10 protein-coding genes are annotated in these 14,156 nt (G+C 41.8%); 8 read left to right on the plus strand and 2 right to left on the minus strand.

Annotated elements, in window-relative coordinates:
- The first annotated feature begins 19 nt into the window (after positions 1 to 19).
- The 5 genes from HNR53_RS15740 (at position 20) to HNR53_RS15760 (ending at position 4,059) form a co-directional block, all read left to right on the plus strand.
- Positions 20 to 292, plus strand: coding sequence for a hypothetical protein (locus HNR53_RS15740; protein ID WP_184527710.1), 273 nt, complete (start codon positions 20 to 22; stop codon positions 290 to 292).
- A gap of 84 nt (positions 293 to 376) precedes the next feature.
- The gene (locus HNR53_RS15745; RefSeq protein ID WP_184527712.1) at positions 377 to 1,114 is read left to right on the plus strand and encodes a class II glutamine amidotransferase; all 738 of its coding nucleotides are present in this window, start codon (positions 377 to 379) and stop codon (positions 1,112 to 1,114) included.
- Positions 1,115 to 1,326: 212 nt separating this feature from the next.
- Entirely contained in the window at positions 1,327 to 2,445 is a 1,119-nt protein-coding gene (locus HNR53_RS15750; RefSeq protein ID WP_184527714.1) for an LLM class flavin-dependent oxidoreductase, read from the plus strand.
- Between the two features lie 56 nt (positions 2,446 to 2,501).
- Positions 2,502 to 3,134 (plus strand): hypothetical protein, encoded by a 633-nt coding sequence (locus HNR53_RS15755; RefSeq protein WP_184527716.1) that lies wholly within the window; start codon positions 2,502 to 2,504, stop codon positions 3,132 to 3,134.
- A 475-nt stretch (positions 3,135 to 3,609) separates the two neighbouring features.
- Complete coding sequence (locus HNR53_RS15760; RefSeq protein WP_184527718.1) at positions 3,610 to 4,059, plus strand: SgcJ/EcaC family oxidoreductase; 450 nt, start codon at positions 3,610 to 3,612, stop codon at positions 4,057 to 4,059.
- A gap of 949 nt (positions 4,060 to 5,008) precedes the next feature.
- Here HNR53_RS15760 and HNR53_RS15765 read toward each other — a convergent pair.
- Entirely contained in the window at positions 5,009 to 6,229 is a 1,221-nt protein-coding gene (locus HNR53_RS15765; RefSeq protein ID WP_184527720.1) for a nitrate/nitrite transporter, read from the minus strand.
- A 317-nt stretch (positions 6,230 to 6,546) separates the two neighbouring features.
- Here HNR53_RS15765 and nirB (HNR53_RS15770) point away from each other — a divergent pair, with 317 nt between their 5' ends.
- Both nirB (HNR53_RS15770) and nasC read left to right on the plus strand, forming a co-directional pair.
- Positions 6,547 to 8,820 carry a nitrite reductase large subunit NirB gene (nirB, locus tag HNR53_RS15770; RefSeq protein ID WP_184527722.1) on the plus strand — a complete coding sequence of 758 codons (2,274 nt, stop codon included), beginning with the start codon at positions 6,547 to 6,549 and terminating at the stop codon, positions 8,818 to 8,820.
- The gene (gene nasC, locus HNR53_RS15775) at positions 8,817 to 10,904 is read left to right on the plus strand and encodes an assimilatory nitrate reductase catalytic subunit NasC (protein WP_246439610.1); all 2,088 of its coding nucleotides are present in this window, start codon (positions 8,817 to 8,819) and stop codon (positions 10,902 to 10,904) included. The genes nirB (HNR53_RS15770) and nasC overlap by 4 nt, the downstream gene beginning before the upstream one ends.
- Before the next feature lie 147 nt (positions 10,905 to 11,051).
- On the opposite strand, the gene HNR53_RS15780 is transcribed toward nasC, so the two are convergent.
- Positions 11,052 to 11,381 carry a MerR family transcriptional regulator gene (locus HNR53_RS15780; protein WP_184527927.1) on the minus strand — a complete coding sequence of 110 codons (330 nt, stop codon included), beginning with the start codon at positions 11,379 to 11,381 and terminating at the stop codon, positions 11,052 to 11,054.
- A gap of 350 nt (positions 11,382 to 11,731) precedes the next feature.
- On the opposite strand from HNR53_RS15780, the gene nirB (HNR53_RS15785) reads away from it, so the two are divergent.
- Positions 11,732 to 14,146, plus strand: coding sequence for a nitrite reductase large subunit NirB (nirB, locus tag HNR53_RS15785; protein ID WP_184527724.1), 2,415 nt, complete (start codon positions 11,732 to 11,734; stop codon positions 14,144 to 14,146).
- The last annotated feature ends 10 nt before the right edge of the window (positions 14,147 to 14,156 follow it).

Raw genomic sequence — 14,156 nt, forward strand, 5'->3', positions numbered from 1 at the left:
TAATGAAGGTGTGAGGAAAATGATAGATAGAAATAAGCACACTAAGTCAGCTTCAGACACAGAACTTATCAAACAAATTCAACGTCTCCAACAATATCTTAAGACTTACGAGGAGTTGACCGAGAAGATACGTACGGCGACTGTCATAGATAGAAGTATCTATGACGGTGAGCAAGATCAAGAATGGCTTTCCATCCATCGCGAGGATTACGCTCAAATGATGGCCATTCTTGCAAAACTAGATTTATGTAATCCGTGGAACCAAATTATTCAACCTCGAATGACAAAATAAAGAACATTCCATTTGCGGGGATTTGCTAAAGTCCCCCTTATGGGACAACCTGATGAACCAAAATAATAGGTTAGAGGTGTATACATGTGTGAATTACTAACTGTAAAAGGTGATGAAAACATACCCATTGAATGGATTTTCCATTATGCTAAGCTGCTGGAGGAATATGGATTTGCCGGCTTTGGCTGGGGAGTGGCTTGGAAAAATGAAAATGGGGAGATAAAAAGATATCGAGCCGTTGAAGGAATTAAGAATGATAACCTGGCGCCGCAAACGTTAAGAGGGATACAGTCGAAGGAATATCTGGTTCATTTACGCAAACCAAGTTTAATGAAATCCATTGCTTATTATAATTCCCAACCCTATTTAAATTATGAGACATCATTCGCTTTTGCCCATAATGGATATTTTATACACCACGAACAGCACCGTGCCTATTTTGCGGAACAGTTGGAAGGTACATCTGATAGTGAGGTGGGTTATCAGTATTATCTAAAGAAATTAAAGGATCAGTTTGGTCCACAAGTTTCCTTAGAATTAACCCATCAAGAATTAGGAGGCAAAGCAAATCTTATGGTCCTCCGCAAAGAGGCTGGGTCACTGCTGTATGCGGGAAATGATGATAACAGGATGTACATGTTTAATCTCGAAGGGATCCAATGTGCTGCCACATCGCTTCACAGCCAAGATGATTTTATTTTCCAGACCATTTTTCCGACAGCCTCTAATATTCAGCAAATCCCTTTATTTACTTCATGTGAATTAACAGCAGCTCAAAAGGCTCCATTCTCATTTAAAGAATGTTCCATGGAGCAAAAATGAGAGTTTTAAATACAACAGTTTTTTGAATCATTTCCTATTATTCCTATTTATTAACATAAGTAAAGGTCACTTAAAGAATTTTTGAAAGCGAAACTACCTTTTTCATATTCTATTAATCTACTTTTGCATCGATCTTAGGTCGTGCAATTCTGGTTAATAGAAAATGTTTAAAGTAGCATATATATTTTTATTTCTAGGGGAGGATTTTAAAAATGGGAAGTTCATTATTAAGAAAAGACAGGTTTTTGCTAGGAACATTCTGTTCAAATTGTTCAAATGGGATGGCGATGACAAAAGTACCGGAGAGATGGGTGAATTCTTGGGAAAACAATCTAAAGCTGGCGAAAATGCTCGATGAAGCAGATGTTGATTTTATGCTTCCGGTGGCACGCTGGATTGGGACCCCTGGCGAGGAAATTGACTTTCACGGTTCCGTTCTGGAAACGATTACTTGGGCAGCAGGGCTGTTAGCCTCAACCAAAAATATTAATGTGATCTCGACGATTCATACGGCTGTGAATCATCCGGTCGTATTAGCGAAACAGTTAGCGACTATGAGTCAAATCGGGCAAGGTCGTGTAGGTTTGAATATCGTTGCCGGATGGCATCGCCCTGAGTATGAAGCATTAGGACTTACTTTACCGGAAGATAATGGAACACGCTACGCATATGCGCAGGAGTGGTTTGATGTGATTAAGAAGCTTTGGCAGGAAGAGGATTATTTTGATTGGAACGGAGAGCACTTTAATCTAAAACGAGTGAAGAGTGATCCTCGTCCAACCATTGATGTGCCGATCATCAATGCGGCAGGTTCGAAAGAAGGACGCGAATTTGCGACTAGAAATGCTGACTTTTTATTTACTCCCGCTCTTGATTTGAAAGATTCGAAAAAAGAAATTGTAGAATTGAAGAATCAAGCGTTGAATATGGGACGCGAAGTGGATGTGCTGACCTTCTCTCATGTGATTTGCCGTCCGACAGAAGCGGAGGCTCTTGAGTATATGGAATATGCCGCTAAGACCAATGCCGATTGGACAGCTGTAGAAAATGTCATCAAAATGCAATTTGAAAACTGTTACTCCTTCCCGCATGAAGTACTGGCTACGCTCCGTGACCGTTTCGCTTTAGGGCACGGCGGATTCCCGCTGGTTGGAACACCGGAACAAGTAGCGGACGGCATTACCGCACTTGCGGAGGCAGGATTTAAAGGGACAACTTTATCCTTCGTTGATTACAATAAGGAATTCCCGTATTTCCGTGACGAGGTATTACCGATTCTTGAAAAACGAGGATTGCGTAAAAGTGATAAATCCAATATGAACGTATTGTAAGACGAGTAGGTGAGTCTATTAGATAACAGAAAAATGGATCGTAATGAGGTGAAAACATGCGGAACCGAGAGGATTTAGCGAAACATCCATTAGACAAAACACTGGAGGCTATCGATAGGGGGGAGCAACAACTGGCCAAGAAATATGCCCGGGAAATCTGGGATGAAGGCCGCCCACTCCATGATTTGTACGGGGATATGTGTGCTTTATTCTGTACGTATATCGCCGACAAGCTGGGAGAAGAAGCAGTAGAGGATGTATGGAGGATGATCGGGAATGAGCTGTGGAAGCCAGTGCTTATGGGGGTGAAGGAAAACGGCGGGACCGCTGCGCTGGTTGAGGTTTATGCCTCTTTTCTCCGAGCACATGGCTATAAGTTTTATGCAGAAGAGGATCATGAAAAAGTCGTTTTCTACTCAAGTTATTGTGGCAGTGGCGGACGGATGATGGAGGAAGGGAAAATCGAAGGAAATCCAAATCACTCCGTCAATATGGGAACAACGAAAAAGCCGTACAAATGGTCATGCGATAGAGGAAATTTCCCTTACTATTGTGTCCACACTCCATTGTGGATGGACATGATGCCAAGAGAATGGGGCTGGGATGTTTTTAAGTCAGAAGATGGGTACAACGGGCTGTGCTGCGGAAAAACTACTATTTACAAAGAACCGCAAAGCAAAAATAAGTAAGGTTGAGAAGAAATTCAGATGAGTGAAACAGTATATACTGACAATAAAAAGTAGGGACTTCCTTTTATTGTCAGTAATTTCTGAAACATATTTTATCAACACTTTGAAACCATCTCTCATGTTGAGATGGTTTTTGAATTAGATATCCATACATTTGATTCATTCCAAGCATGGTAAAATGGAAGAAATATCGAAGGGAAGTAAAGGATAATCCTTCTTAAAAATTTCCATAGCAAATATTTTCTGTCTGGATAAAGGCAACAAAAAATTACAGTCAGCGCAGTTAGAGCAGATAGCCCAGTTTGAACAAATAGCACGGTTATAACAGATTTGTGTAGATAGTACGGATAGTGATGATTGCTGTCGGTGATATTACCGAAGAAAAGGATGTAAAAACGGGGACGGTCGAGGACGCTGAATAACACCTCTTATTAACAATGCGCAGGGACTGCTCACATTTAAGGAGGAATCGGACATGAAAGCTTCATTTCATAAAGAAGTTCAAGATTTATATCAAAAACTAATTGATGCATGGAATAGACGTGATGCACAGGGAATGTCTGAACAATTCGCAGATCACGGAGTCCAAATTGGGTTTGATGGAAGTAAGTTAATTGGTCAGGAGGAAATCTTATCGCACCTCAAGCCCATTTTTGAAAACCATCCTACAGCTCCGTTTGTTACTAAAGTTAAAGATATACGGCCTCTGGGAACTGATGCTGCCATTCTATACGCTATCGCAGGGATGATTCCGCCTGGAAAATCAGATATTGAGCCTACAGTAAATGCCCATCAAACTCTAGTTGCTATAAAAAAGGACGGTGCCTGGTGTATTGAGCTATTTCAAAATACCCCTGCTCAGTTTCATGGAAGACCCGAGTTAATTGAGGAAATGACGGAAGAGTTAAGGCAGTTACTCCTGTAACTTAACTTCGAAACATTGTTAAACCAAAGGGCGCATTCATTAGCGCTCGTTTTTCATTCGGGACCAGTAAGTTGTGTAACTCGTTCCCTAAATTAATGATCTATAATGATATAATTATGGAATAATGGACTGTTTAACAGAAGTCTTTTTTTGGCATTTAATAATATAGGAAAATTAGTGAATAGGGCAGATCTTCATTGAACATGCTGGCTCTTATGATTAAATTGACTCCACCCTTAGGGTAGGGTTTACAATGAAAATCGAGGAGGATTTAGTTTTCTTGTTGGAGAAAAAGGCCTCATAAACATGAATGTTTACGTGGTCTTTTTCAACTTTTGTTTTTATATACCACTAAGAACTTTTTCAAAAAACTTTCTAACTTCTTTGGATGGGCAGTAATCTGCTATTTATTAGATAAAAACACACTTAAGATTTATCCTATTTATTACTTATAGTGGAATTGCTGTAATCTTCGTGTTTTAGCCTCCATCCTTCTTCAATTTGCTCCAATTGCAACTTTTTACTTTTCCAAGAAAACCGAAAATGAAGAATTATAACCATAAAAATGATCAAATTGGTAAAAATGACAAAATAAATAATATCCTTGAACACCACTTAAACGACCATCTTCTTTCCTCTTGCAGATCCGCATCCTTTTTGCATCGTTCTTGGTAGAAAAAACGTTTCTAATATACTAATTTGTATATCTAAATTAATGATAAACTTGGGAAAATGGAATGTCTAGGCTTTGAATATACTATTTATGAACTATTTTTGAAAAATGTTTGGAAACGCGGATACGGTTCCCGGTATTTCCCTAAATCCTACCAGTTGCAAATATCATAAGTTTTTTTGATTAAAAGAGGCTAGTGAATATCGGCAATTTCTTCCCATGATGTTCATCAGAAAGTTGGGATTCGAATAGTACACTTGTTGAATAATTACTTGTTTAAACTGTTTCATTCTTGATTGTTACATCCCCTTTAACCACCCATGTCTTTTTCCATGAGTATTGTGCCATCATCAATACGATAATGGCTACAATGCCAATAAAGGCATAGACCATAAATCCTGTGGCATAAGTTCCTGTCGTTTGTTTTAAGGTACCAAGTAAGTTTGGCACGAAAAATCCTCCTACCCCTCCGGCGGCCCCGACAATCCCTGTGATCATGCCAATTTCTTTTTGAAAACGCTGCGGAACTAATTGGAAGACAGCTCCATTTCCCATCCCCAGACACATCATCCCTAAAAATAAGAGAATCGTTACGAATGTTAGCGAAGGCAGCGTACTGATACCGAACATAAAAACTGCCAGAAGAATAAACAAAACAGTTAACACCTTCTGCCCTCCGACTTTGTCAGAAATAAAGCCGCCAATCGGACGGACAAAGCTGCCGGCAATGACACATAAGGTGACAAAATCACCCGCTTGAACCTTGCTTAAACCATACTGTTCGGAAAAGAAAATACTGAGATAACTGGTTAATCCAATAAAGCCCCCAAATGTAACACTGTAAAGCATGCCGAAATACCAGGTGTCTTTCTGTTTTAAGACGTTAAAGTAATTCATCATTGGCTGTGGTTCCGGCTGTGCAGGAGGATTCTTGGCAAAAAGAATATAAGTAATGAAAACGAATGCCAAAGGAACAAGGGCAACCCCCATCACTCCATGCCAGCCAATCTGTTCGGCAAGACGAGGACCAAATAATGTTGCAAGTACGGTTCCGCTATTGCCCGCCCCGGCAATTCCCATTGCCACCCCTTGTAAGTGAGGAGGATACCATCTGCTTGCCATGGGCAGGGCTGCAGAGAAGCTGGCACCAGCTACTCCAAGCAAAATTCCGATAAAAAAGAGTTCTGACAACTGATTTCCAAATAACCAGCCCCAAACTAATGGAACCATCGTTACCAACATACCGCCAATAGCTGTTGGACGCGGACCAATTCGGTCTGTTAAAACTCCCATGATTATACGGAAGAAAGAACCAGCCAGAATGGGAATGGCTACAACCAGCCCTTTTTCGGCAGGAGATAGCTGGAAATCCTCTGTAATAAATACCCCAAGAGCACCTAGCAGAACCCAGATCATAAAACTGACATCGAAGTATAAAAAGGATGCCAACAGCGATGGTGCATGACCACTTTGTCGTAAATTTGTGATTAATTTCATTTTCTTTTCCCCTTTCATTTGATAAACGAAGTATATAATCCGCAGAGCATGTTTTCTACACTTGTGTTAGTTTATCTTACATACATTCTTCGGAAAATACTGAAAACAAATTGACTTTCTTTTTGTATTTCTTTATCGTGTAAAGTAAAATAACATCAAATTTACAAGGAGTGTCCGAAATGAAAGGTATGATGTCTAAATGCTGCCGAATGGGTCATAAGGACGATATTGCAACACTTAACATAAGGAATCATCATAAGACAATGCCGGATTCTTCCTTTATTACATCTTGAAAAACAGAAAGGGGAGCATTCTGAATGCGGAAGAGGAGATTAGTTGTCGTTGGAAATGGGATGGCAGGGGTAAGGTGTGTTGAGGAAATATTAAAGATCAATCAAGAGGCTTTTCAAATCACGATTTTTGGCAAAGAGCCTTATCCGAATTATAACCGAATGATGTTATCGAAGGTCCTTCAAGGGGATACAAATGTTGAAAGGATCATATTAAACGATTGGAAATGGTATGAAGAAAATCGGATTACATTATGTACTGATGAATTTGTTGTGGAGATAAATACAGAAGAAAAATGGGTGAAGTCTTCAAAAGGAAGAAAGGCTGGCTATGATGAATTAATCTTGGCGACGGGTTCTAATCCTTTTATCCTTCCGCTTCCAGGTATCGATAAGTCAGGTGTTATGGCATTTCGAGATATTCAAGATTGTGAAGCGATGGTGGAAGCCGCGAAAAAATACAAGAAAGCCATTGTGATCGGCGGCGGGCTGCTGGGACTTGAAGCAGCGAGGGGATTATTAAATCTGAGGATGAAGGTAGATGTTGTCCATATTGGCGATTATATTATGGACCGTCAATTAGATGAAACGGCGGCCAACATGCTGCAAAAAGAGCTTGAGAAGCAAGGGATGAATTTTCTCTTGAAAAAGAACTCGATCGAAATTACAGGCCACCGGCGGGTCAAGGGTCTTCGCTTTTCAGATGGCACTTGGCGGGCAGCGGATTTAATTGTCATGGCCGTAGGGGTGAAGCCAAATATAAAAGTTGCTGAAAGAACACCGATTCAAATGAATCGCGCTATTGTCGTAGATGATTTTATGCGCACAAATGCTGCCAACGTCTATGCGGTTGGGGAGTGTGCGGAACACCGGGGGATTGTCTATGGTCTTGTTGCTCCTCTGTATGAACAAGGAAAAGTGCTGGCGGCATATTTAGGGGGCGAAGTTTCGGGCGGGTTTCAAGGGACCGTTTTATCGACGCAATTGAAAATCTCAGGCGTGGATGTTTTTTCAACTGGAGAGTTCATGGAAGCCGAAGGAAATCACGCAATCAAATGGTACAACGGAATCAATAACACTTATAAAAAACTTGTATTTCGTGACAACAAGCTTGTTGGTGCTGTGTTATTTGGCGATATCCAAGAGGGAAGCCGATTCACGCGAATGATCGAAAAGAGAATGGATTATCGGGAGCTGGAAAAAGAGATAAATGGTGCGCATGAGCAGGCTGACTTTATTGCAGCAATGGCCGATCATGAGAAAGTTTGCCAGTGTAATGGTGTTTCAAAGGGGACAATTGTCGAGGCGATAGGTAAGCAAAACCTAACAAATGTCGCGGAAATTAAGGCTTGTACAAAAGCATCGAGCTCCTGTGGAGGCTGCAGGGGGGTACTTGCTAGTCTGCTAGATTATGTACAGCGTCATGGAGCTGCTGAAAAGCAAGTGAAAGAATCGATTTGTGCTTGTACTGGGGCGGACCATGAAGACGTTATCGAGACAATCAGGCAGTTTCCTTGCGATTCAAAAGAGCAAATCATGCAGCGGCTAAAATGGAAAAATACGGAGGGTTGTGAAAGGTGTCGCTCTGCTTTGCGCTATTATATAAGTGTTCATAGCGGAACAAATATTGAAATGACCGAAACGAAACAAGCTGATGGAACCTATATGGTTGCTCCAAGAATGTATGGCGGGGAAACAAGTGCGGAGCAATTGAGATTAATAGCACATGTGGTGGAAAGATTTAAGATTCCGTTAGTGAAACTGGCACAAGGTCCAAGAATGGAGCTATATAGTGTTCAAGAAAAGGATGTAGAGAGGATTCGCGGGATGTTACAAGTATCTGTCCCGATTGAAGGCGGGTCACTCCAGGCCGTTGCAACATGTGCAGGGATTCACTATGCGAAGGATGCGATGCAAGACTCGATTCAGCTCGGGGCAAAACTAGAACGCCTGCTGGAATCTCTTCTATTACCAGCCAACATTACGCTGGCTGTATCAGCTAGTCCGCGTGACGAGGCCTACGTCGCGCGAGAGGATGCGGGGTTAATGGGAGCGCCGGGAGGCTGGGAGTTGTTGGTGAAACAAGAGCGACTCTTCTCTGGACTAACGGAAGACGAAGCGATTGCGATGACAACAGCGCTTGTACACATTTATCGTAAACGGGCTTACTATTTAGAAAAGCTGCATGAATGGGTAACGAGAGTTGGAATCGTTGCGGTACGGGAAGAAATTTTTCAAAGAAAATTCAGGATGAGTGAAGAAAAACAGAAGATAGTTACCGTAGGGCAGGTGGAAGGATGATGGCATCAAAGGTAATGGATACACAATGTCCGTTCTGTAGTGTCCAATGCAAAATGCAGATTATGGAAAAAGAGGAAGCTGGAAAAACGACTTATACGGTACAGCCGAAAGCAAATGCGGCTTCCGAAGGCAGACTTTGTATAAAAGGAATGAATGCCTATCAGCATGGTTTGAGTGAAGAACGGGTGACCGAACCATTGCTGAATAAGGATGGGGTTTTTACACCTGTAACTTGGGAAGAAGCCTATGAGTTCATCGCAAAAAAATTCCGCGATATACAGGGGCGGTTTGGGCATGATGTTATTGGCGTTTATGGCGGCGGTTCATTAACGAATGAAACTTCCTATCTCCTTGGGAAATTTGCCCGGATTGGACTGCAAACAAAATATATTGATTATAATGGCCGCTTTTGTATGTCGGCCGCCGCAGCGGCAAGTAATGCCGCATTCGGCATGGATAGAGGATTAACCAACCCGCTTTCAGATATCCGAAAAACAAAATGTCTCATTTTGGCTGGAACCAATATTGCCGAATGCCAGCCAACACTCATGCCTTATTTTATGGATGCAAAGGAAAATGGGGCTTATATCATTGTGGTGGATCCGCGCGATACGGCGACTGCGGAGATGGCGGACTTACACTTAAAAGTGAAGCCGGGCACCGATGTTGCGTTAGCGAGTGCAATGTTAAAAATTTTGTTAGAAGAAGGATATGTGGATCACTCCTTTGTACGAGAGAGAACAACCGGTTTTGCCGAGGTAAAAAAACATGTTGCGGCACTCGATTTTGATGAACTCGTCAGCAAAATAGGCGTTTCGTTAGAAGATCTGAAAGAGGCGGCCATCCGTTTTGGAAGTGCAGCATCCGGGATGATTCTGACTGCGAGAGGAGTGGAGCAGCAAACAGATGGCTATTTGGCTGTTCGGAATTATATCAATCTGCTTCTTGTAACAGGTAAGATCGGCAAACCTGGCAGCGGCTATGGCGCCGTTACCGGTCAGGCTAATGGTCAAGGCGGCCGCGAACATGGACAAAAAGCTGACCAGCTTCCCGGTTACCGTTATATTGAGAATGATAATGACCGTGCATATATGGCAGGAATATGGGGAGTTCATCCATCGGAGATTCCGCATAAAGGCGTATCGGCATATGAAATGATGAAAAAGGTGCATGCACAGGAAATTCGTGCCTTGTTTTTAATGGGGTCCAATCCGATTTTATCCAATCCGAATGCCGGCTTTGTCGAAGAAGGGATCCGAAAGTTAGACCTTCTTGTAGCGGTAGATATGTTTCTATCTGAAACGGCTCAGCTGGCCCATGTGATATTACCTGCCGCCTCTTTTCTTGAAAATGAAGGTACACTTACGAATCTTGAGGGGCGGGTGCTCCTGCGAGAGGCCGCTCGTCCGGTACCGGGGATGGTAAAACAGGATTGGGAGATTTTGTGCGATATAGCAGGAAGGATGGGGAAAGGTTCGTACTTTCCATATGGAAGCGCAGAGGAGATTTTTGCGGAGTTACGAAGAGCGAGTCGAGGGGGAATGGCGGATTATTACGGGATCACATACGATCGGCTGCGGAAGGAGGAAGGGATTTACTGGCCTTGTCCTACTCTCGAACATCCCGGAGAAAAGCGTCTGTTTACTGCGGCTTTTGCTCATTCTGATGGAAAGGCAAAGATCGCTATTGTTAATCATCATTATCCGAAGGAGCGAGTGGATGAACAATATCCTCTTATTCTGACAACAGGCCGTGTTTTAGAGCATTATTTAACGGGAGTGCAAACGAGGAAGAGTGTTGTATTGGCATCTCGGAAAATGGAGTCTTTTGTTGAAATTCATCCAAAGACAGCACAAAGGTGGAAGATAAAGGATGATACCTTAGTCAAGGTGAACTCAAGGCGGGGGCAAATCGTGGTCCGCAGTAAACTGACAGATTCGATTCGGGAGGATACGGTTTTTGTTCCAATGCACTGGGGAGGCCTGCAAAATGTAAATAAGCTGACATGTGAAGAACTGGATCCGACATGTAAAATGCCTGGCTTTAAAATATGTGCGGTATCGATAGAACCTTTATTAACCTAATAAAAGGAGGTTTCCTCATTGGTGAAACGAGTCATCGCAATAGCGGTGAATGTCCGCACCATATGAGAAACCTCCTTTTTAATTCTGAGATGACAAAAAGAATAATGATATGAATCATTATTCCAATAGTTTGATAGGGGGATCATATTATTTTTTCCAAAGCCCGAATTGGGCATTTATTTGTCCTTGAATCATTTTCTTGCGTATTTTCTCCTCTTCTATTTTCTTCATTTCTTTCACTTTTTCACGTCGGATTTCCAATGTTTGAATCCCGTCTTCAATTTTTTCTGCAATCTCCATTAGTGCTTCTACATCGGAAAATGAATACTTTCGATTTCCTCCTTTTGAACGTTCGGGAAAGATCAACTTTCGCTCTTCATAATAACGAATTTGTCTTTCAGATAATCCGGTTAATTCACTCACGACTCCTATGGAAATGACTTTTTTCTCTTTGTAAGAGGGGTTTGGCTCACTGATGATTTTTCACCTCACTAAGAAATCAAACTATTTTGTTTATTCATTATATCGTAATCAACTGAAGATTTGAACTTTATTTGCATGGAAATGTTAAAAATCATTACGATTTTATGTTAGATAACCTCACATATTCGTTGTTGCTTATCTTGAAGAATACTATAATCATTTTATATTAACCTTTCAAAAAAGAATGAGAAGTTACTTATAGAATGTTGGAATACGGCTATTTTTTACAGACCCGAACTATAAGGGGCTGACAGCTCTATATCGCATGTAACTGTAAGTTTTGTAAGAAATAAAACTGAGTTTTGTTCTTTTTTCACAAATAATGATTGGGGGATATAGGACAGATGAGTAGGAAAAAATTGGTGCTGGTTGGAAATGGGATGGCAGGAATTCGCTGTATAGAGGAAATATTGAAACTGAGACGGGAGAGTTTTGACATTACTGTTTTCGGAAGTGAACATCATCCGAATTATAATCGCATTCAACTGTCGACTGTATTACAAGGGGGAACAACGGTAGAAGATATCACGATCAATGATTGGAACTGGTACAAAGAAAATCATATTACATTGTATACAGGCGAAACCGTCACAAAGGTTGATCCCGATAAGAAAATGGTTTATTCCGATCGTAATCGAGCAGTTGAATATGACCAATTAATTTTAGCAACAGGGTCAGTTCCCTTTATTCTTCCGATTCCTGGGGCAGATAAAAAGGGAGTTGCAGCATTTAGGAATATTGAGGATTGCGAGAAGATGATTGAATATTCAAGGTCTTATAGAAAGGCAGCTGTAATCGGAGGCGGATTACTGGGTCTTGAAGCGGCAAGGGGGTTATTGAATTTAGGAATGAAAGTCGATATCGTTCACTTGGCTGACTATGTGATGGAAAGGCAATTAGATTCAACTGCCGGAAAGATGCTGCAAAAGGAACTTGAGCAGCAGGGAATGAACTTTTTACTTGGAAAACAAACCACAGAAATATTTGGCGAACATGATGTTGAGGGGTTACGTTTTAGTGACGGTGAGGAAATCCAGGCAGATTTAGTGGTGATGGCGGCAGGAATTAGACCGAATATCCAATTAGCCTGCGAAAGCGGCATTCACGTTAACCGGGGAATTGTCGTCAATGACTTTTTGGAAACGAATATTCCACATATTTACTCAGTTGGCGAGTGTGCAGAACATCGCGGAGTGGTGTATGGCTTGGTGGCGCCGCTGTATGACCAAGGGCAGGTTTTAGCGAAGAGAATTTGCGCTCTAGAAGGCAGTCCATACGAAGGTTCCGTTTTATCTACTAAATTAAAAGTCTCTGGGGTCGATGTATTTTCTGCGGGCGAAATTTTTGCAGATGAGAGGACGAAATCCGTTAAAGAATATAACGAATGGGATAATACCTATAAAAAAGTACTTATTCGTGATGGGAAAATTTCAGGAGCGGTATTATTCGGTGATACTTCCGACGGAAATCAATTGTTAAGCCAGATCCATAAAGGGGCTGAAGCGGCAGAGTACTTTAAACAAGATAAGGGGGAAGCATCTAGTGTAAGCTTTATTGCCATGATGTCAGATGAAGAAATTATTTGCGGATGTAATGGGGTTACAAAAGGAGAAATTGTTTCCGCTATTCAAACACAAGGTTTAACCAATATCGAAGAGGTGAAAGGTTGTACAAATGCTTCCCGTTCCTGTGGAGGTTGTAAAGGTCTGGTAGCTGACCTTTTACAGTTGACACTGGGAGACGAATTTAATAAATCTAGCCAAAAGGAACCGATTTGCAGCTGTACCACATTATCGAGGGACGAAGTGGTTGCTGAAATCCGGGAGAAGCATTTGACTCACACGAGAGAAGTCATGAATGTTCTAGACTGGAGAACAGATGGCGGGTGTTCGAAGTGCCGGCCTGCATTGAACTACTATTTAGGCATGATTCATCCCCTTCGACATGAAGATGAAAGGGAATCGCGATTCGTTAATGAACGTCTTCATGCAAATATTCAAAAGGATGGTACCTTTTCGGTGGTGCCAAGAATGTATGGCGGTGTCACAAGTCCGGAGCAATTACGGAAAATTGCAGATGCAGCAGAGAAATATAACGCGAAGCTGGTAAAAGTGACTGGCGGTCAACGGATCGACCTATTCGGAATAGAAAAGGATGATCTCCCAAGTATTTGGGCCGATTTGGATATGCCATCCGGTTATGCTTATGGAAAAACGCTTCGCACCGTTAAAACTTGTGTCGGGAAAAGCTTCTGCCGCTTTGGCACACAAGACTCGATTGGGTTAGGAATTGCCTTGGAAAAGAGACTTGAGCGTGTGAGCACCCCGCATAAGGTGAAAATGGCTGTATCTGCTTGTCCCCGTAACTGTGCAGAGTCTGGAATTAAAGACTTGGGTGTCGTAGGTGTTGACGGTGGCTGGGAGATTTATGCAGGCGGTAACGGCGGTACTCACTTAAGGGCAGCTGAATTACTTTGCAAAGTAAAAACGAGTGAAGAAGTGATGGAGTTGACAGGTGCATTTTTTCAATATTATCGTGAAACGGCAAATTACATGGAAAGAACCTCTGTCTGGGTAGAGAGAGTGGGATTAGAAACGATAAACACCGTCCTTCATGATAAAGAGAAAGTAATCGAGTTGAATCAGCGTTTAGATGAGGCCTTGGCCGTTTTAAGTGACCCATGGAAAGAGGTTATTAACAATGAAAATATGAAAAAGGAATACTACGAGAAAGTAAATATTGCTGTGACGACAAACTAATCATAAAGGA

The sequence above is a fragment of the Bacillus benzoevorans genome (genome assembly GCF_014207535.1).
GTDB lineage: Bacteria > Bacillota > Bacilli > Bacillales > Cytobacillaceae > Bacillus_BD > Bacillus_BD benzoevorans.